The following is a 16,743-nucleotide window of genomic DNA, read 5'->3' on the forward strand; positions in this document are numbered from 1 at the left end:
TGGAGCGCCCTTCGCGACGTGCTGAAATTAGCCGTCGATCTCAATGAGGCCGCGCTGGTACGCCTTCGCGAGGCGGCGCGGAACCGCGGCGGTGCGACCGCGCACGGTGACCTTAACGAGATCGGTGGTCTCGGCCTTCCAGTTCGCGCGGCGCGAACGGGTGCGGGCCCGGGACATCTTATACTTAGGCACTGCCATGATGCGCTCCTTGCTCGAACTGCGTGAAAATCGGGGTAGTGGCGGGCTTGATCCACAAGAGATCACCGTAAGGTGCGCGCCCACGCACAACAGGAATCAATCTAACCACATTTTCGCGCGTCGTGCGCGCGGGTAGGGGACGCGTGTGTTGGGCTTCACGGCCTTGCGAGGCTGGGTGCTGGGCCGGGGGTCCGACGCTCGCCCCGCACTAGACTAGCCGTATGACTAAGGCAGTGAACTCCCGTTCCGCGACCGCCGAGACCGGCCACCACCGCGACCTTTCGTGGCCTGAACCGCCCGAAGCTCTGCCCGGTGCCGTGATCGATAACCACGCACACCTCGATTTTTCCGACGGCGAAGGCTCCCACGGAATCGAGGAGCACGTGGCGTGGGCAGATCGAGTGGGCGTGCGCGGCATTATCACGATCGGTTGCGACCTCCCCTCGGCGCGCTGGACGGCCGAGGTCATGCGCGGCGAACATGTCGCCGAAGAGCACCGCGCTTTCGTGCGAGAGCGTCTCCGGGGCGGTTGCTCGATCCACCCCAACGATGCCGTGAATCACGTCGTGACGGGTACGGGCCGTAGTGGCGAGGAGCTCTGCTCACTCGACGAGGCGATCGCCGAAATTTCCGAGCTGCTCGATACGCCCGGAATGGTGACCGTTGGTGAGACAGGATTGGACTGGTTCCGCACGTCGAAGAAGAAGCCCGAGAAACGTAACGCGCAAATCCAAAGTTTTCGCATGCACATTGCGCTGGCGAAAGAAAAAGGTCTGCCCATGCAGATCCATGATCGCGACGCCCACCGGGACGTTCTTGACGTTCTCGATGCGGAGGGCGCGCCCGAACGCACGGTTTTCCACTGCTTTAGCGGCGATGCAGAATTTGCGCGAGAGGCGCTCGAACGCGGGGCTTACCTGTCGTTTTCCGGCACCTCAACGTTCAAGAACGCCGCCTACCTGCGCGAGGCGCTCGCCGTGACTCCGCTCAACCGCATCATGGTGGAGACCGACGCGCCGTTTCTCACTCCAGAGCCATACCGCGGCCGCCCTAACTCGAGTTACCTTATCCCGCACACGATGCGCGTGATTGCCGAAGCGAAGGGCGTGAGCCTCGAAGAGGCGTGCGCTGGTGTGCTCGCGACGGAGCGCGACGTGTACGGATTTGCGGGGGCCGAGGGGTGAGCGAGGAGTTTCCCGCGCTCGACGCGGGCACGAGCTTGCTCACCCCTCGGGATATCCGGGCGCTTGCCGCCTACCGCGGAATCACCCCTACGAAAAAACGAGGGCAGAACTTCCTGCTCGATGCGAATACCGTGCGTGCCATCGTCGAGCGGGCCGGCGTGGGCGAAGGCGACGTGGTGCTCGAAGTGGGGCCGGGGCTCGGTTCTCTCACCCTTGGCCTGCTTGAGGCTGGCGCGCACGTGGGGGCGGTTGAGCTTGACGGCGCTCTCGCCGAAATCCTGCCCTTGACCGTCGAGGCGAAGAACCTTGACCTCGCGTGTTTGTCCCTCGTCAAGGGCGATGCGCTCGCCCTTACGGAACTTCCCGTCCCCGAGGCGGCATCTCACGCACCCACGCGCCTCGTGGCAAATCTCCCGTATAACGTCGCGACTCCCATTCTCTTGACCATTCTCGAGCGCTTCGATGACCTCACTGAGGCTCTTGTGATGGTGCAGCTCGAAGTCGCGGAGCGTCTCGCTGCGAAACCGGATTCAAAGATTTACGGCGCCCCTAGCGCGAAAGCCGCATGGTACGGAAGCAGCGAACTCGCGGGCCGCATCTCGAGGCGCGTTTTCTGGCCCGAGCCGAACGTCGATAGCGCCCTCGTGCGCGTCCGTCGAGATCGGGTGAGGGAGCCGGGGGAAGCACCTCGCGAGGAAGTCTTCGAGGTGATCGACCAGGCCTTCCTCCAGCGTCGTAAAACGCTGCGGGCGGCTCTCAAAACGTGGGCCGGGGGAGGCGAGCGTGCGGGCGAAATCCTCGAGCGCGCCGGCATCGACCCTCAGCGCCGCGGTGAAACGCTCGAGGTTGTTGAGTTCATAGCGATCGCGAACGCCGCACGTGACCTCTCGTAAGAGGTCACAACCCGGTCGTGTGCATTTCACGGGCCTTGGCGAGTACGCGTAGGCTCTCGGTGTGAGTCTTCTTCTCGGCGCCGAACAGCTGCACCTGCAATACCCGAATAGGGTCGTTCTCGATTCCGTGACCCTCGGTATCTTCGAGGGCGACAGAATCGGGATCGTTGGCCGCAACGGCGATGGTAAGAGCTCCCTCATTCGCCTTCTCTTTGGGGAACTTGAGCCCTATAGCGGGCGGGTCACTCCCAAAAACGGCGTACGCATGGGCTTGCTTTCCCAGTCGGATTCGCTTGACGACAACCAGACCGTGCGCCACGAGATTGTGGGCGATGCCCCCGAACACGAATGGGCTTCCGACCCGAAAATTCGCGACATCATCCAGGGCCTCCTCTCCGACATTCCTTTCGAGCGGAGCATTGGCGCGCTTTCGGGCGGCCAGCGCCGCCGCGTGGCCCTCGCACAGTTGCTTGTGGGCGACTGGGACGTGATCGGCCTCGATGAGCCCACAAACCACCTGGATCTCGAGGGCATCCACTGGCTTGCCCGCCATATCAAAGGCCGCTGGGGCGCTGGCCAGGGCGCTTTCATCGTCATTACTCACGATCGCTGGTTTCTCGATGAAGTGTGCACGAGCACGTGGGAGGTGCACGATGGAATCGTCGAGCCCTTCGAAGGCGGGTACGCAGCTTACGTTCTCCAGCGAGTCGAGCGTGACCGCATCGCCGCCGCAACCGAACAAAAACGCCAAAACCTTGCGCGCAAGGAGCTCGCGTGGCTGCGCCGCGGAGCGCCAGCTCGCACGTCAAAGCCACGTTTCCGTATCGAGGCCGCCAACGCGCTCATCGCCGACGTGCCCGAGGTTCGCAACCCGCTCGAGCTCAAAAGACTTGCGACGGCGCGCCTCGGCAAGGACGTTGTTGACCTCATCGATGCCGGCGTGAGCTACGGCGACACCACGATCTTTTCGGACGTCACCTGGCGCATTGCGCCCGGAGAGCGCACCGGCATTCTTGGCGCGAATGGCGCCGGTAAGTCCACGCTTCTGGGTCTCATCGCGGGCACTCTCGAACCTACCGAAGGTCGGGTGAAGCGTGGGAAGACCGTCCAGGTGGCGGTGCTCGACCAGCAATTTCGCGAACTCGAAGAGATCGCGGATGATCGAGTGCGAGACGTACTCGCGCGCACCAAGACGACCTTCACGATCGACGGCAAAGACTTCACGCCGGCGAAGCTCCTCGAACGTCTCGGCTTTGCCAAGGATCACCTCTCCACGCGCGTGGGTGACCTGTCGGGTGGCCAGCGTCGGCGCCTCCAGCTTTTGCTCGTGCTTTTGAGTGAACCGAACGTGCTCATTCTCGACGAGCCCACGAACGACGTCGATACCGACATGCTCACGGCCCTCGAGGACATGCTGGATTCGTGGCCCGGGACTCTCATCGTCGTGTCGCACGATCGCTACCTGCTCGAACGCGTGAGCGATCAGCAGTATGCGGTGATCGGAGGAACTCTCCGCCACCTGCCAGGGGGAGTCGACGAGTACCTGGATTTACGTGCGAAAGAGGAGCGGGAGCGCGCGTTAGAAGGCACGGGTAGAGGCTCTTCCGACGCCACCTCAGGCTCGGATGAAGGCCTTTCCGGTGCGCAGCTGCGGGCCATCCAAAAGGAAGCGAGCGCGATCGAAAGGCGCATTGAGAAGCTTCGCGGGCAAATCGAGAACATTCACGCGGAACTTGCCGCGCACGACCCTTCTGATTTCGAAGGGTTGACCGTGCTTGGCCAGAAGGTGCGCGAGCGTGAAGACGAGATCGCCGAAGGCGAAGAACGTTGGCTCGAGATCCTCGAACAGATCGAAGAGGCGTGAAGCGGCATCACACCGACATGCGCCGAACACGCTCGCGGGGACTACCGTTATTGCGCCCCGACATCGTCGTGCTCTTGACGCCGTTGCGGCGCCGCCCGGCATTATCAAAAGCTTGGACGTTCGAGACACCAATGCGCGTTTCACTCTCGAAGCGGTATTTCTTGTCCGTGTTGCGGTAACGCAAATAGAAGAACGAGTACACCGACGTAAAAACGACGAACGCGAGAACGAACGGGGCCGCGATGACGGCGACACTCGCGTCCCCATTGCTGGAACTCGAATCAGCGAGGACGTGACCGAGCGTAAGGAGCTCGTGTATGGCGACTGTAGTTCTCATAGGAACACCGCCCCGAGTGCGAGAGGGAGAGTGACGGCGAATGTCGCGATCGCGGAGATTGCGGCGCAGCCGAAGAGCTTGAACTTGTCCACGGGAACGGAACCCATGGTGCGACCGTTTCGGCCGTTGACGGCAATGTAGTGGATCAAGCCATTGCGCTCATCCTGGTAGCTGTAGAGCCAGATTGGAAGGTAGAGCGCGACCCAGCGCGTGCCGTGGATCTCGAGCCCTTCGCTTTCCCAACGAACGCCGCGGTCGTAGTCGCGGATCATGAGGTCGGCGCGTGAGCGAGCGATCGAGAGGAAGTTGTTTTCGACCGTGTCGTCGATGTCGTCGATATCGAGGTCACGGCGCTCCGAGGTGAAGCCCGCAAGGTAGTTCGAGTTGTAGGCGACGGCATTCTTGGTGTCGAAAGGGAGAATCGCGTTGAGGACGTTGTTGGTATTCACGCTCGTGTTCATGTTCGCGCGTGAACTGTTGGTTTCCGCGATCAGATCGTCCACCGTGAAATCGAATTTTCGCCCGAGCGTGTATTCCTGGATGTCCGAGACGCGCTCGGTTTGATTTTCGCTTACGCGCCTCGTGTAGCGGCGAAGAGTCACTTCACCGCGGCCCTCGACGGTAGCGGTGAGGTTGCCATCAACGGTCATGTAGGGAACGTAGACTCCCACGACATTTTCGGGTGTGAAGTTCGACTTGAACTGGCTCGTGACGAAGAAGCGCCGGTCGCCCGCGAACTCGCGAACCTTCTCGACGCCCTGCTCGTGTGTGAGCGCAAAAGGCAGCACTGCATCGGGGACCGCACCGTTAGGGATTTGCTGATTGAGCGAGAGCACCTGGCGGCACCAGTGGCAGCGCGCCTGGAGCGATTCGTTCGCTTTGATAACGACCTCGGCACCGCAGCCCTGGCACTTGAGTGTCACGACTGAGGCATCGACCGCGATGTCGTTCGTGCCCGAACCGCGCACGATGCCATGAAGCTGTTCAATGGGGGAGTCGAGCCCGAAGGCCGTCTCCGCGATCTTCTCGTTGAACTCAAAGCGGCAGTACCGGCACACGAGTGCCTGGTGTTGGAGCGAATAGCCGATGTCGGTCGAGCCGCACCTCGGGCACTTGTCGAACCCGTCGGTTTTCCCGCTCGCGGTATTGATGACTCGCTCGGCGGTGGGCTCAACGAGCGTATCCACGATGTCTTGAGCGGCGGTGCGCCCCTTGACGACGTTCACGTCGTTGAGATCGGGGCCGCTCACGTGAGGTGCTCCTTCGGGCCTCGGGCGTGCAGAACCGGCCCCCTGGCCTTCATAAGGTGTGGGGACCGGTCCCGTGCCAGGTGCGTAGGTCAAAGGCCGAGTGCCTTCTTCTTCGCGGCCTCGTAGTCAGCCTCGGTGATGAGACCCTGGTCGAGCATTTGCTTGAACTGGGCGAGTTTCTCCGCGGGGTTCGGCTCGGCGCCGCCTTGGTTGGACTGCGCCTGCTGGCTCTGCTGGCCCTGCGGGCTCTGGCCCTGGCCGGCGAACGGGCCCGACGCTTGCGCAGGCTGCACGAGGCCCCCTACGGCACCGGCGCCCATGCCCATCATCGCGAGGCCCGTGCCCCCGCCACCGTTTTCGCCCGCAGACTGCACGCCGCGCGCCACCGCTTGGTTGACGAAGCTCTGGTTGCGGTTGCCCGAAAGCGCATCGGCAGCCTGAACATCCTTGAGGAGCTTTCGCGTGTTCTCGTCGTACTCGATCGACGCGATCGCGACTTTTTCGATGACGAGGCCGCGATCGGTCGTCCAGCGGTAGTTTTCTTCGACCACGCTCGAGAGCGAGGCTGCGAGGCCGAGGGAATCGGACTGGATCTTCGTGATGCGGTTGTTCTTATCCGGGTCGTTCGTGTAGCGGGAGAACGCTGGGGCAAGCGAGGACACGACTTCCTGGAACAGTTGGTTCGCGGCGTCGTTCTCGGTATCGGTGAAGTCGAAGATTGGCGCATTCGCCGAGATATAGGTGGCGGGCACCCAGTTATGAACGAAGAGGAGGGGATCGACGATACGCATCGTGTAGGTGCCGCGTGCAACGGCACCAACCTGCGCGTTCATGTATTGGTCATCCCAGTAGATTTCCGACTGCGTACCGAAGCGATTGTTCGGAAGTTCCTTGAGACTCACGAAGAACGCGAGCTGCTGCGAGCCGGGCTGGCCTCCGAACTTGAAACGCTCCCACGACGTACCGAGGGTCGAAGCGAGAATCCCGTCGTTCGCGAAAATTGTGCGCGAGTTCGGGTCGCCCGAGCGCCACTCGTAGCCGCCGGCCTCGGTGATGAGACCGGTCACGCGACCGTCCTGAAGGGTGATGAGGCCATAACCGGCCGGCACGACAATCCGCGAGCCGTTCGAGATAATGTTCTCGCTCCCGCGCGTGTTTGAGCCGCGGCCAGCATTGGTGCCACGCGGAACCGCGGGGAATAGCGCCGCGGTGGGCGCGAGACCGGAGGGAACGGTCAGGTAGTCCTTCCACTGATCGGCGAAGCTGCCGCCGAGTGCGTCCTTGAAAGCTTGAATGAAACCCACGAAAACTCCTCTGGTAGGGGCTGACGCTCGCATTATATAGGGGGTAGATCACAGCGAAATGGTGCTGCCTGGGTTTTATTTCGCCTTGCCCTTGCGTTCTGCGGTGAGGAGCTGAGGGCGCGCTTCGAGGCCGCGGAGCCCATTCCACGCGAGATTGACGATATGGCTCGCGACCACCTCTTTCGAGGGGCGGCTCGCCTCGAGCCACCACTGCCCCGTGTAGGACACGATCCCCACGAGCATTTGCGCATACATTGCGGCATGGAGCGACGTGTACTTTTGTGCGCGCATGTGCTTGACGAGCAAGTCCTCAACCTGGTGCGCGACGTCTACGAGTAGCGCCGAATACGTGCCGGATGTTTGCGTGGCGGGGGAGTCCCGCACAAGAATCCGGAAGCCGTCCTCGTTTTCCTCAATATAGGTGAGGAAGGCAAGCGCGGCCTTTTCTACGAGAACGCGCGGATGCTGATGAACGTCATGCAGTGCGTCCTCGAGAACACGCAAGAGATGGTCGGTTTCGCGATCGACGATGACGGCGTAGAGACCTTCCTTGCCGCCGAAGTGTTCGTAGACGATTGGTTTTGAAACCCCCGCCTTGGCCGCGATCTCCTCAACGCTCGTCGCGTCATAGCCCCTGCGCGCGAAGAGCGAGCGGCCAACGGCCACAAGTTGCTCGCGGCGCTGGCGTCCCGTCATGCGTGGAGAGCGGGAGCGAGGAGGGCGTGAATCAGACATGTGCAACATTTTCGCACGAGTGTGCGCGCATAGTTTTCTTTCGGGTGCCCTCAGAGGTTAGGCTTATCCTCGGTGCCTTCGGGCCCCTCCGCGATGGTGTAATCGGCAACACCCCAGTTTTTGGTTCTGGTATTCTAGGTTCGAGTCCTGGTCGCGGAACGATCCATCACCGGATTTATCGCACCGGATACAAGGAGCACCCTCCCGTGGTCACTCACTCGCCCGCAGCAGTTGTCGTTCTCGCGGCAGGCGCCGGGACACGTATGAAATCCGCACTTCCGAAGGTTCTCCATCCCGTGTGTGGAACCTCGATGCTCATGCACGCCATTACCGCAGCCCGTGCAACGGGAGCCGAAGAAATTGTTGCGGTCGTGCGCCACAAACGCGAACAAGTGCTTGCTCATCTCGAAGAAAACGCCCCCGAGGTCACGGTCGCCGATCAGGATGAGATCCCCGGGACAGGCCGTGCCGTGCAGTGTGGTCTCGACAAGGTCGAGGCAGCCGTCGGAACCGTGCTCGTGACGTACGGTGACGTGCCCCTCCTTCAAGGTGACACCCTCCGGGCCTTTGTGGAGGCCCACGAGGCAACCCACTCGAGCGTGTCGATCCTCACCGCGCGCGTCGCGGACCCGACCGGATACGGCCGAATCGTGCGAAGCGCTGACGGCACCCAGGTTGACGCCATCGTGGAGCACAAGGACGCGAGCGAAGAGCAGCGCGCCATCAACGAAATCAACTCGGGCATTTGCGCATTCGACCTCGAGTTCCTGCGCGAAGCGCTCACGAAGGTCGGCACCGATAACTCGCAGGGCGAGATGTACCTCACCGACGTCCCCGGCATCGCGCGTGCCGAGGGAAAGAAGGTCAGCGCCTACGTCACTGACGATCCGATCCAGGTCGAAGGCGCAAACGACCGCGTGCAGTTGAGTGCCCTGGGCGCTGAAATGAATCGCCGCACCCTCGTGCGTCACATGCGCGCCGGCGTGAGCATTATTGACCCCCACTCAACCTTCATCGATCCCGATGTCGAAATTGGCGAGGACACGACGATTCTTCCGGGCGTGCAATTGCACGGACGCTGCGTCATTGGCAGTGAGGTGACCGTCGGACCAGACACCACGTTGACGGACGTCACCATCCACGACCGAGCCGAGGTTGTGCGCACCCACGGTTTTGGTGCCGTCATCGGGGAGGGCGCTACCGTTGGCCCGTTCACCTACCTGCGCCCCGGAACCGTGCTCGGCAAGGCCGGCAAGATTGGCGGTTTCTGCGAAACGAAGAACGCCCAGATCGGCGATGGTGCCAAAGTTCCCCACCTCTCCTACGTGGGTGATGCCGAGATCGGTGAGGGGACAAACATCGGCGCGGCAACGATTTTCGCGAACTACGATGGAGTGCACAAGCACAGGAGCGTCGTTGGCAAGCACGTGCGCGTGGGGAGCGACAGCGTTCTCGTGGCGCCCGTGACGATCGGCGACGGTGCGGCGACGGGAGCCGGCACGGTCGTTCTTAAGGACGTCCCGCCGGGCGCACTCGCCGTCAATAACACCAAGCCTCGAATCACTGAGGGGTGGACGCTCACGAAGCGCGCGGGCACTGCCTCGGCCGAAGCCGCCGAAAATGCGCTTGACCACAACTCTGCAAACGCAACCACCGAGGAGAAGTAAAACGATGAGTGGCATCATCACCAGCGGAGAAAAGCACCTCGTTCTCGTGTCGGGACGTGCTCACCCCGTTCTTGCCGAGGAAGTCGCCAAGGAACTCGGCGTTGACCTTCTCCCGATGGACGCGTGGGATTTCGCGAACGGCGAGATCTATGTGCGGTACGGCGAAAGCGTGCGCGGCGCCGACGTCTTCGTTCTCCAGTCGCATCCTGCACCGATCAACAACTGGCTTATGGAGCACCTCATCATGGTGGACGCGCTCAAGCGCGCTTCCGCCAAGCGCATCACGGCGATTGCCCCGAGCTACCCGTATGCGCGCCAGGATAAGAAGCACCGCGGTCGCGAACCGATCTCGGCCCGCCTCGTCGCCGACCTTTACAAGACCGCTGGCATCGACCGCCTCGTCTCGGTGGACCTCCACGCCCCGCAGGTGCAGGGCTACTTCGACGGTCCCGTTGACCACCTCATGGCGATGCCGATCCTCGCCAAATACGTCGAGGCAACCTACGGCGAAGAGGACCTCTGCGTCGTTTCCCCGGATGCCGGCCGTATCGGCGTCGCTGAGAAGTGGGCGAAGCGCCTCGGCGGTGTGAACCTTGCCTTCGTGCATAAGTCACGCGATCCGCGCCGCCCCAACCAGGCCGTCGCCAAGCGGATCATCGGCGATGTGCAGGGCAAGACCTGCATCCTCGTGGACGACATGATCGACACGGCCGGAACGATTGTGCAGGCCGTTGAAGCCCTCACGAAGAACGGGGCGAAGTCCGTTGTTGTTGCAACGACCCACCCGATCTTTTCCGACCCTGCCGTTGAGCGCCTCAAGAACTCTGGCGTGCGCGAGGTCATCGCGACCAACACGCTTCCCGTGCCCGAGGAGAAGCAGTTCGAGAAGCTCACGATCCTCTCGATCGCCCCGCTCCTCGCACGCGCCATCCGCGCGGTCTTCGACGACGGTTCGGTGACGTCACTGTTTGACGGGGACGCGTAAAAGCTCTCCCCTTTTGCCGGCCGCGCTCTCGCGACGGGGTGACGTGCCTCGCTTCACGTCGCCGATCGCCACCCGAGTGTGCGGCCGTGCATTATGCTTGGACAGTACTTCGGCGAGGGAGGGGCACGAGCCCGCTCCGTTATCGACGCGGTTATTTCCTTGAGCACGCGCTCGCGCGCTCGGGGCGCGCCGTCTCGCCCCGCTTGACACTCAAGGAGTTTCACATGGCCGAGAACATCAAGGTCGATATCCGTTCTGACTTCGGCAAGGGCTTTGCGCGCCGCATGCGCGCCGAAAGCAAGATCCCCGCGGTTCTGTACGGTCACGGCACCGAGCCGGTTCACCTCGCGCTTCCGTACCACGCGACCGCACTTGCGGCGCGCCACTCGAACGCTCTTCTCGAGCTCGAGATTCCCGAAGCTGACAGCGAGCTCGCAATCATCAAGGACATTCAGCGTCACCCGCTCTCGCGCGACATCCTCCACGTTGATCTGCTCATCGTGAAGCGCGGCGAGAAGGTTGAGGTCGACATCCCCGTCGTCGTCGAGGGCGAGCCGGAGTCGCCCGCCGTTGCCGTGGTCGACATCCAGGAGGTCACCATCCTCGCTGACGCGCTCAGCCTGCCCGAGCACATCGTCGTTGACGTTGAGGGCAAGGTCGAAGGCGACGCCATCCACGCGGGCGACCTCGACCTCGGCGATGCCGAGCTCGTCACCGATCCCGAGTACCTCGTGATCTCGATCCAGGTCCCGCAGGTTGACGAAGCTGACCTCGAGACCCCGGGCTCCGAGGACGACGAGGACGAGGAAGCAGCTGAGGGCACCGAAGAAGAGTCGTCGGAGGGCGACGACGAGTGAGTTCTGATCCGCGACTTCGCGGATCGTGAAATCTGAGGCAGGGGCGTCGCACGAGGTGCGGCGCCCCTGTAGCCTGTCCAGGGGCCGACGGTTGCCGGCCTTTCGTTGTCACGGATTTCTTCCGTGTGACACGTGCGGAAAGTGGAGTTGTGAGCGAAACGATGCTGATCGTGGGCCTCGGGAATCCGGGTTCTAAATATGAAGCGACGAGGCACAACGTGGGGCACATGGTGCTCGACCGGCTTGCCGAATGGGCGGGTGCGTCGTTCAAGCGGCACAAGAAAGCCAATGCCTCGGTGATCGAAGGGCGAATGGGAGCGCCCGGAACTGGACGCAGGGTGATCCTCGCGAAGCTTGGCTGCTACATGAACACTTCGGGCGGTCCGGTCTCGACACTCGCCCAGTACTACGGGGTCGACCACGGAAACGTCATCGTGGTGCACGATGAGATCGACACGCAGTTCGGCGCGATCAAGGCGAAGCTTGGCGGGGGAGAAGGCGGGCACAACGGCCTTCGCGACATTACTCGTGCGCTCGGCACGAAAGACTACTTGCGCGTCCGGGTGGGTGTGGGGCGCCCGCCGCAGGGGCGCGACACCGCTGACTATGTTCTGGCGCCATTTTCTATGGCGGAGCGCAAGGTGCTCGGCGACCTTGTGACGTCAGCCGGGCAGTGCGTGGAAATGCTTGTGGAAAAGGGACTCGTGGAAGCGCAGCAGGAATTTCACTCGCGCGAGGCGATTCGCCCGTGAGTATCGCCCCCGTTCTCGCGGCTGCCGCGCAGTCCGCCGATCTCGCCCGATTTGCCGAGGCCGATTTCTCGCACGAGTCGCTTAGCGTTATCGCCACGAGCGGCATGCACCCGCTCTATCTTGCGGATGAAGCTTCGCGCAGGGGGCCGATGGCCCCACTCGTGGTGGTCACTGCCACGACGCGTGAAGCCGAGGACCTCGCCGCCCAGGTTGAAGCATTCGTCCCCGGTGCCAAGGTGGCGCTTTTCCCAGCATGGGAAACACTCCCACACGAGAGGCTTTCGCCGCGAAGCGATACGGTCGCGCGCAGGCTTTCGACTCTGTATACGCTCGCGCATCCCGAGGAAACGGGTGGTGTGGAGGTCCTCATGATGCCCGTGCGTGCGCTCGTGCAGCCCATGGCGCGGGGCCTCGAGAAGCTCGCACCCGTGCATCTTGAACGCGGCGAGTTTATCGAGATCGACGAGCTCGTGGAAAAGCTCGTGGGCGCAGCGTACTCGCGCGTGGATATGGTGTCCGCGCGTGGCGAGTTTGCTGTGCGCGGTGGGATTGTAGACGTGTTCCCACCGACTCTTTCGCATCCCGTTCGCCTCGACTTCTTTGGTGATGAGCTCGAGGAGATCCGCTACTTTTCTGTCGCGGATCAACGCTCGCTGGAGGAGACCCTCGAGGTCGTTGACGCGCCCGCGTGCAGGGAAATTCTCTTGACGGACGAGGTGCGCGAGAGGGCGCGCACCGCGATTGAGCAGCTTCCCGGCGCGGCCGATCTTCTCGGTCGTCTCGCAGAGGGGATCGCCGTTGAGGGCATGGAGTCCCTGACCCCGCTTCTCGTGGGGGAGATGGTCAGCCTCGTGGATGTGCTTCCGGCAAAGTCGAGTGTCGTTTTCGTGGAGCCGGAGCGGATCCGCACCCGCGTGGAGGAGCTCGTGCGCACGACGGACGAGTTCCTTGAAGCCGCATGGACCAGTGCGGCACAGGGCGGCGCTGTACCGATCGACGTGGCGCAAGCAAGTTTTTCGACGCTTGAAGACACGCTCGGAGAGCTTGAAGCTCGGCAGATTCCCGTCTCGAGTATTGCACCGTTTGGGCTCGATGCTGATCTCACATCACACGCAAAGCCGCACCCGGGCTATGGTGGCTCGATTGCGAATGCCGCGCGTGATCTCGCACAGCACGTGAGCGAGGGGTGGCGGATCGTTTTGACGACGGCGGGCGCGGGAACCGGGCGCCACATTGCCGAGGCGCTCACGCAGGCCGGAGTCGCGGCGCGCTTTAGCGCCGACCTCGACGAGGAGCTTTCCGCGACTCACGTGAGCATTACGACCGGGCCAATTACCGAGGGCGTCCTCCTCGAGGACGTCAAGATTATGCTCATGTGCGAGCGGGACATGACGGGCAAATCCGCTGCGCGCCGCTCCAGCAGCAAGAAGCTCGCCTCGCGCAGGCGTGCGAGCGTTGACCCGCTCCAGCTTTCTCCCGGCGATTACGTGGTGCACAATCACCATGGAGTCGGGCGGTTTGTGGAGATGACGAGCCGCACCGTGGGCACGGGCGATAAGCGTGCGACACGCGAGTATATCGTGATCGAGTATGCGAGCTCGAAGAAAGGCCAGCCGGGTGACCGGCTGTACGTGCCGAGTGATCAGCTTGATCAGGTCACGAAGTACGTTGGCGGCGAGACGCCGAGCGTGAACAAGATGGGGGGAAGCGACTGGTCGAAGACTAAATCGCGCGCACGCAAAGCCATCCGCGAGATCGCCGACGAGCTCGTGCGGCTCTATAGCGAACGCCAGCGAAGCTCAGGCTTTGCTTTTTCGCCTGACACACCGTGGCAGCATGAACTCGAGGATGCTTTCGAATATACGGAAACTCCTGATCAGCTCTCGACGATCGACGATATTAAGCGGGACATGGAAAAGCCTCTCCCGATGGATCGTCTCGTGTGTGGCGACGTGGGCTATGGCAAAACCGAGGTTGCGGTACGCGCAGCATTCAAGGCTGTCCAAGACGGTAAGCAGGTTGCGGTTCTATGCCCCACGACCCTTCTCGCCCAGCAGCACATCGAAACGTTTACTGAGCGCTACGCGGGATTCCCCGTGAACGTGCGAGGCCTTTCGCGGTTCCAGACCCCGTCCGAGTCGAAAGCTGTGATCGAAGGACTCAAGGACGGCTCGGTTGACGTGGTGATTGGCACCCACCGCCTGATCACAGGGCAGGTGCGATTCAAGGATCTTGGCCTCATCATCGTTGATGAGGAGCAGCGCTTTGGGGTTGAACACAAGGAAACGCTCAAGGCGCTTCGCACGAATGTTGACGTGCTCTCGATGTCGGCGACGCCGATCCCGCGAACTCTCGAAATGGCCGTGACCGGCATTCGAGAACTTTCTACGCTTGCCACGGCCCCCGAGGAACGCCACCCCGTGCTGACGTACGTCGGTGCCCACGAGGACGCACAGGTGAAGGCCGCGATTAGGCGCGAGCTGCTTCGTGAGGGTCAGGTGTTCTACATTCACAACCGCGTGGAAGATATTGACCGTACCGCCGAGCACTTGCGCGAGCTCGTGCCCGATGCGCGCGTGGAGGTTGCCCACGGCAAACTGAATGAGGCTCAGCTCGAGCGGGTCATTCTTGACTTCTGGGAAAAGCGCTTCGACGTGCTCGTGTGTACGACGATCGTCGAGACGGGACTCGATATCTCGAGCGCGAACACTCTCATTGTTGAAAACGCCGACCGTTTTGGGCTCTCGCAGCTTCACCAGCTCCGCGGCCGCGTGGGTCGTTCGCGAGATCGTGCCTACGCCTACTTCCTGTATCCGCCGGCAAAACCGCTCACGGAAACGGCTCACGATCGCCTGACGACCCTTGCAACGCATTCCGAGCTTGGCGCCGGCATGCAGGTCGCGATGAAAGACCTCGAGATCCGCGGCGCGGGCAACCTCCTCGGCGGGGAGCAGTCGGGGCACATCGCGGGCGTCGGCTTTGACCTGTACGTGCGCATGGTTGGCGAGGCTGTCGCGGCGTTCAAGGGTGAACTCGACCAAGGTGCGAAGGAGACGAAGGTCGAACTCCCACTCAACGCACACATCCCCGTCGAATACATCGATTCCGAGCGTCTGCGCCTCGAAGCGTATTCAAAGATTTCGGCGGCGAAGAGCGCGGACGAACTCGAAGGCGTGCGTGCCGAGGTCGAAGACCGCTACGGCAAGCCACCAGCCGAGGTCGAGCGACTCTTCCACGTCGCGCGTTTCCGCTTGGATGCCTCCGAGGTGGGCATCGACGAGGTGCAGGTGCAAGGCAAGATGATTCGTTTTGCCCACGTCGAAGTCTCCGACAGCGTCCAATTGAAGCTTCGCCGGCTGTACCCGGGAACTGTTCTCAAGCCTGCTCTTCGCCAGGTGCTCATTCCACACCCGCGAACCCAGCGCATTGGGGGCATTCCGCTTGCTGATGAGGAACTGCTTGAGTTTTGTCGCGGCGTGCTGGCGCACCTCAAGCCCGAGTGGGCGAAAGAACGCGGCATCGAGGTCGCTGAGCAACCGTCGGAACCTTCCCGCCCCCGTACTTTCGGTCAACGTTCGCCACGCGCGAGCAGGCTCGAGAATTCGCGTCGCGACGCGCCGCAAGGGACACGCCAGGCGGGTCTTGGACGAAAGGGACATGCGTGATGAACGGTTCTTTTTCGGGTGAGCTCAAGGTTGTTCCCGTCTCGCCTCTGAACGCGCCGGGGCTCATGACCTCGCGGGGCTGGGATGTTCTCAGGGAAGCCCAAAGCGTGGCACTGTCGTGCGCGCACCCGGCGTGGGAGGCACACGTGCGCGAGGCCGGGATCGAGTGCGTGCGACTTGAAAGCGCAAGTGCACACGAGCTTGCGCGCTCGGTCGGCGAGTGGCTCGGGGATTCCGACGGCTGCCCGGGTGGGTATCTCGCCTGGCTCTGCGATTCCGAGCACCCCCACCTTCCGTCGCCGATCGAGACGATTGGCGCGCTCGAAGAGGCCTCCGGTGGGCCCATCGATGCGGATTATGTTTTCGCGTCCCCCGTCGCTCCCGGCGCTGCGGTCGTCGAGTCGGTGAGGATTATGCACGAGCTTCGCAGCCCGGGGGGCGATCCGTGGAGCGCTGCCCAGACACACGGTTCTCTTTCGCGATACTTGCTCGAGGAAACCCACGAGGTTCTTGCCGAACTTGAGCGCGAGCCGATTCGTACATCGGAGCTCGTTGACGAGTTCGGGGACCTGCTGTTTCAGCTCGTGATTCATGCGCGAATCGGCATGGAGGAAGCTGAGCCGTGGACGCTGGATTCGGTTGCCCGGTCTCTCAACGCGAAGATGTATCGCCGAAACCCGCATGTGTTTGGACCCGAGCGCGAGGATTTGAGCGTCGAAGAGATTACGGCGCGGTGGGACCGCATCAAGTCGCAGGAGAAGCCGCGCCGGAGCCTCGGCGAAGGCATTCCGCTCGCGCTTCCGGCGCTTCAGCGCGCCTTCAAAATTGCCGCGCGTGCCGAGGCAGAGGGGCGCACAGAAGAGCTACGTGAACTCCTCAGCGAGGTCGCCCCGCACGACAGCGACGGAGCGCGACTCATGACCATTGCGATCGCGGCGGCGCGACGTGACGACGACCCGGAATCGGCGCTGCGTACGCTCGTGTCTCGGCTCGAAGCCGAGCTTCTTCGCGACTGAAGTCCCACCCTGTGACGTGGGACTCATGCGCCGCGC

General features: G+C 62.6%; 14 protein-coding genes and 1 tRNA gene. 10 read left to right on the plus strand and 5 right to left on the minus strand.

Features of this window, described 5'->3' with window-relative positions; all coding sequences use genetic code 11:
* Nucleotides 1–27: 27 nt before the first annotated feature.
* Entirely contained in the window at nt 28–198 is a 171-nt protein-coding gene (gene rpmF, locus DAD186_RS04310; RefSeq protein WP_065247649.1) for a 50S ribosomal protein L32, read from the minus strand.
* 221 nt (nt 199–419) lie between these two features.
* Between rpmF and DAD186_RS04315 the strand changes: the two genes are divergently transcribed.
* The 3 genes from DAD186_RS04315 to DAD186_RS04325 all read left to right on the plus strand — a co-directional run bounded on the left by DAD186_RS04315 (nt 420) and on the right by DAD186_RS04325 (nt 4,139).
* On the plus strand, nt 420–1,382 hold the full coding sequence (locus DAD186_RS04315) for a TatD family hydrolase (RefSeq protein ID WP_065247650.1): 963 nt from the start codon (nt 420–422) through the stop codon (nt 1,380–1,382).
* Nucleotides 1,379–2,275 carry a 16S rRNA (adenine(1518)-N(6)/adenine(1519)-N(6))-dimethyltransferase RsmA gene (gene rsmA, locus DAD186_RS04320; protein WP_065247651.1) on the plus strand — a complete coding sequence of 299 codons (897 nt, stop codon included), beginning with the start codon at nt 1,379–1,381 and terminating at the stop codon, nt 2,273–2,275. Before DAD186_RS04315 ends, rsmA begins: the two co-directional genes overlap by 4 nt.
* 61 nt (nt 2,276–2,336) lie before the next feature.
* Nucleotides 2,337–4,139 carry an ABC-F family ATP-binding cassette domain-containing protein gene (locus DAD186_RS04325; RefSeq protein ID WP_065247652.1) on the plus strand — a complete coding sequence of 601 codons (1,803 nt, stop codon included), beginning with the start codon at nt 2,337–2,339 and terminating at the stop codon, nt 4,137–4,139.
* A gap of 7 nt (nt 4,140–4,146) precedes the next feature.
* On the opposite strand, the gene DAD186_RS04330 is transcribed toward DAD186_RS04325, so the two are convergent.
* The 4 genes from DAD186_RS04330 to DAD186_RS04345 form a co-directional block, all read right to left on the minus strand.
* Nucleotides 4,147–4,476, minus strand: coding sequence for a hypothetical protein (locus DAD186_RS04330; protein ID WP_065247653.1), 330 nt, complete (start codon nt 4,474–4,476; stop codon nt 4,147–4,149).
* Nucleotides 4,473–5,726: a TFIIB-type zinc ribbon-containing protein gene (locus DAD186_RS04335; protein ID WP_236886289.1), complete on the minus strand. Its 1,254-nt coding sequence runs from the start codon at nt 5,724–5,726 to the stop codon at nt 4,473–4,475. The genes DAD186_RS04330 and DAD186_RS04335 overlap by 4 nt, the downstream gene beginning before the upstream one ends.
* A gap of 89 nt (nt 5,727–5,815) precedes the next feature.
* Nucleotides 5,816–7,030 carry an SPFH domain-containing protein gene (locus tag DAD186_RS04340; protein ID WP_065247655.1) on the minus strand — a complete coding sequence of 405 codons (1,215 nt, stop codon included), beginning with the start codon at nt 7,028–7,030 and terminating at the stop codon, nt 5,816–5,818.
* 75 nt (nt 7,031–7,105) lie between these two features.
* Nucleotides 7,106–7,765, minus strand: a complete 660-nt coding sequence (locus tag DAD186_RS04345; RefSeq protein WP_065247656.1) for a TetR/AcrR family transcriptional regulator — start codon at nt 7,763–7,765, stop codon at nt 7,106–7,108.
* 87 nt (nt 7,766–7,852) lie between these two features.
* On the opposite strand from DAD186_RS04345, the gene DAD186_RS04350 reads away from it, so the two are divergent.
* The 7 genes from DAD186_RS04350 (at nt 7,853) to DAD186_RS11140 (ending at nt 16,707) form a co-directional block, all read left to right on the plus strand.
* A tRNA-Gln gene (locus DAD186_RS04350) sits at nt 7,853–7,924 on the plus strand.
* Nucleotides 7,925–7,971: 47 nt separating this feature from the next.
* A complete protein-coding gene (gene glmU, locus DAD186_RS04355; RefSeq protein WP_065247657.1) occupies nt 7,972–9,432 on the plus strand; it encodes a bifunctional UDP-N-acetylglucosamine diphosphorylase/glucosamine-1-phosphate N-acetyltransferase GlmU in 1,461 nt (486 codons plus the stop codon).
* A 4-nt stretch (nt 9,433–9,436) separates the two neighbouring features.
* Nucleotides 9,437–10,417, plus strand: a complete 981-nt coding sequence (locus tag DAD186_RS04360) for a ribose-phosphate diphosphokinase (protein ID WP_065247658.1) — start codon at nt 9,437–9,439, stop codon at nt 10,415–10,417.
* Between the two features lie 224 nt (nt 10,418–10,641).
* Entirely contained in the window at nt 10,642–11,274 is a 633-nt protein-coding gene (locus DAD186_RS04365) for a 50S ribosomal protein L25/general stress protein Ctc (RefSeq protein WP_065247659.1), read from the plus strand.
* A gap of 149 nt (nt 11,275–11,423) precedes the next feature.
* Nucleotides 11,424–12,026, plus strand: coding sequence for an aminoacyl-tRNA hydrolase (gene pth, locus DAD186_RS04370; RefSeq protein ID WP_065247660.1), 603 nt, complete (start codon nt 11,424–11,426; stop codon nt 12,024–12,026).
* Complete coding sequence (gene mfd, locus DAD186_RS04375) at nt 12,023–15,691, plus strand: transcription-repair coupling factor (protein ID WP_065247661.1); 3,669 nt, start codon at nt 12,023–12,025, stop codon at nt 15,689–15,691. The genes pth and mfd overlap by 4 nt, the downstream gene beginning before the upstream one ends.
* Nucleotides 15,691–16,707 (plus strand): MazG nucleotide pyrophosphohydrolase domain-containing protein, encoded by a 1,017-nt coding sequence (locus DAD186_RS11140; protein ID WP_236886290.1) that lies wholly within the window; start codon nt 15,691–15,693, stop codon nt 16,705–16,707. Before mfd ends, DAD186_RS11140 begins: the two co-directional genes overlap by 1 nt.
* Nucleotides 16,708–16,743 lie beyond the last annotated feature (36 nt).

This window comes from Dermabacter vaginalis, from assembly GCF_001678905.1.
Classification (GTDB): domain Bacteria; phylum Actinomycetota; class Actinomycetes; order Actinomycetales; family Dermabacteraceae; genus Dermabacter; species Dermabacter vaginalis.

Bases quoted from the DNA above. Each gene is read 5' to 3' on its own strand.
- DAD186_RS04315 (WP_065247650.1), top strand. From the start codon at position 420: ATGACTAAGGCAGTGAACTCCCGTTCCGCGACCGCCGAGACCGGCCAC.
- rpmF (WP_065247649.1), bottom strand. From the start codon at position 198: ATGGCAGTGCCTAAGTATAAGATGTCCCGGGCCCGCACCCGTTCGCGC.
- DAD186_RS04345 (WP_065247656.1), bottom strand. From the start codon at position 7,765: ATGTCTGATTCACGCCCTCCTCGCTCCCGCTCTCCACGCATGACGGGA.
- DAD186_RS04360 (WP_065247658.1), top strand. From the start codon at position 9,437: ATGAGTGGCATCATCACCAGCGGAGAAAAGCACCTCGTTCTCGTGTCG.
- DAD186_RS11140 (WP_236886290.1), top strand. From the start codon at position 15,691: ATGAACGGTTCTTTTTCGGGTGAGCTCAAGGTTGTTCCCGTCTCGCCT.
- DAD186_RS04330 (WP_065247653.1), bottom strand. From the start codon at position 4,476: ATGAGAACTACAGTCGCCATACACGAGCTCCTTACGCTCGGTCACGTC.
- DAD186_RS04365 (WP_065247659.1), top strand. From the start codon at position 10,642: ATGGCCGAGAACATCAAGGTCGATATCCGTTCTGACTTCGGCAAGGGC.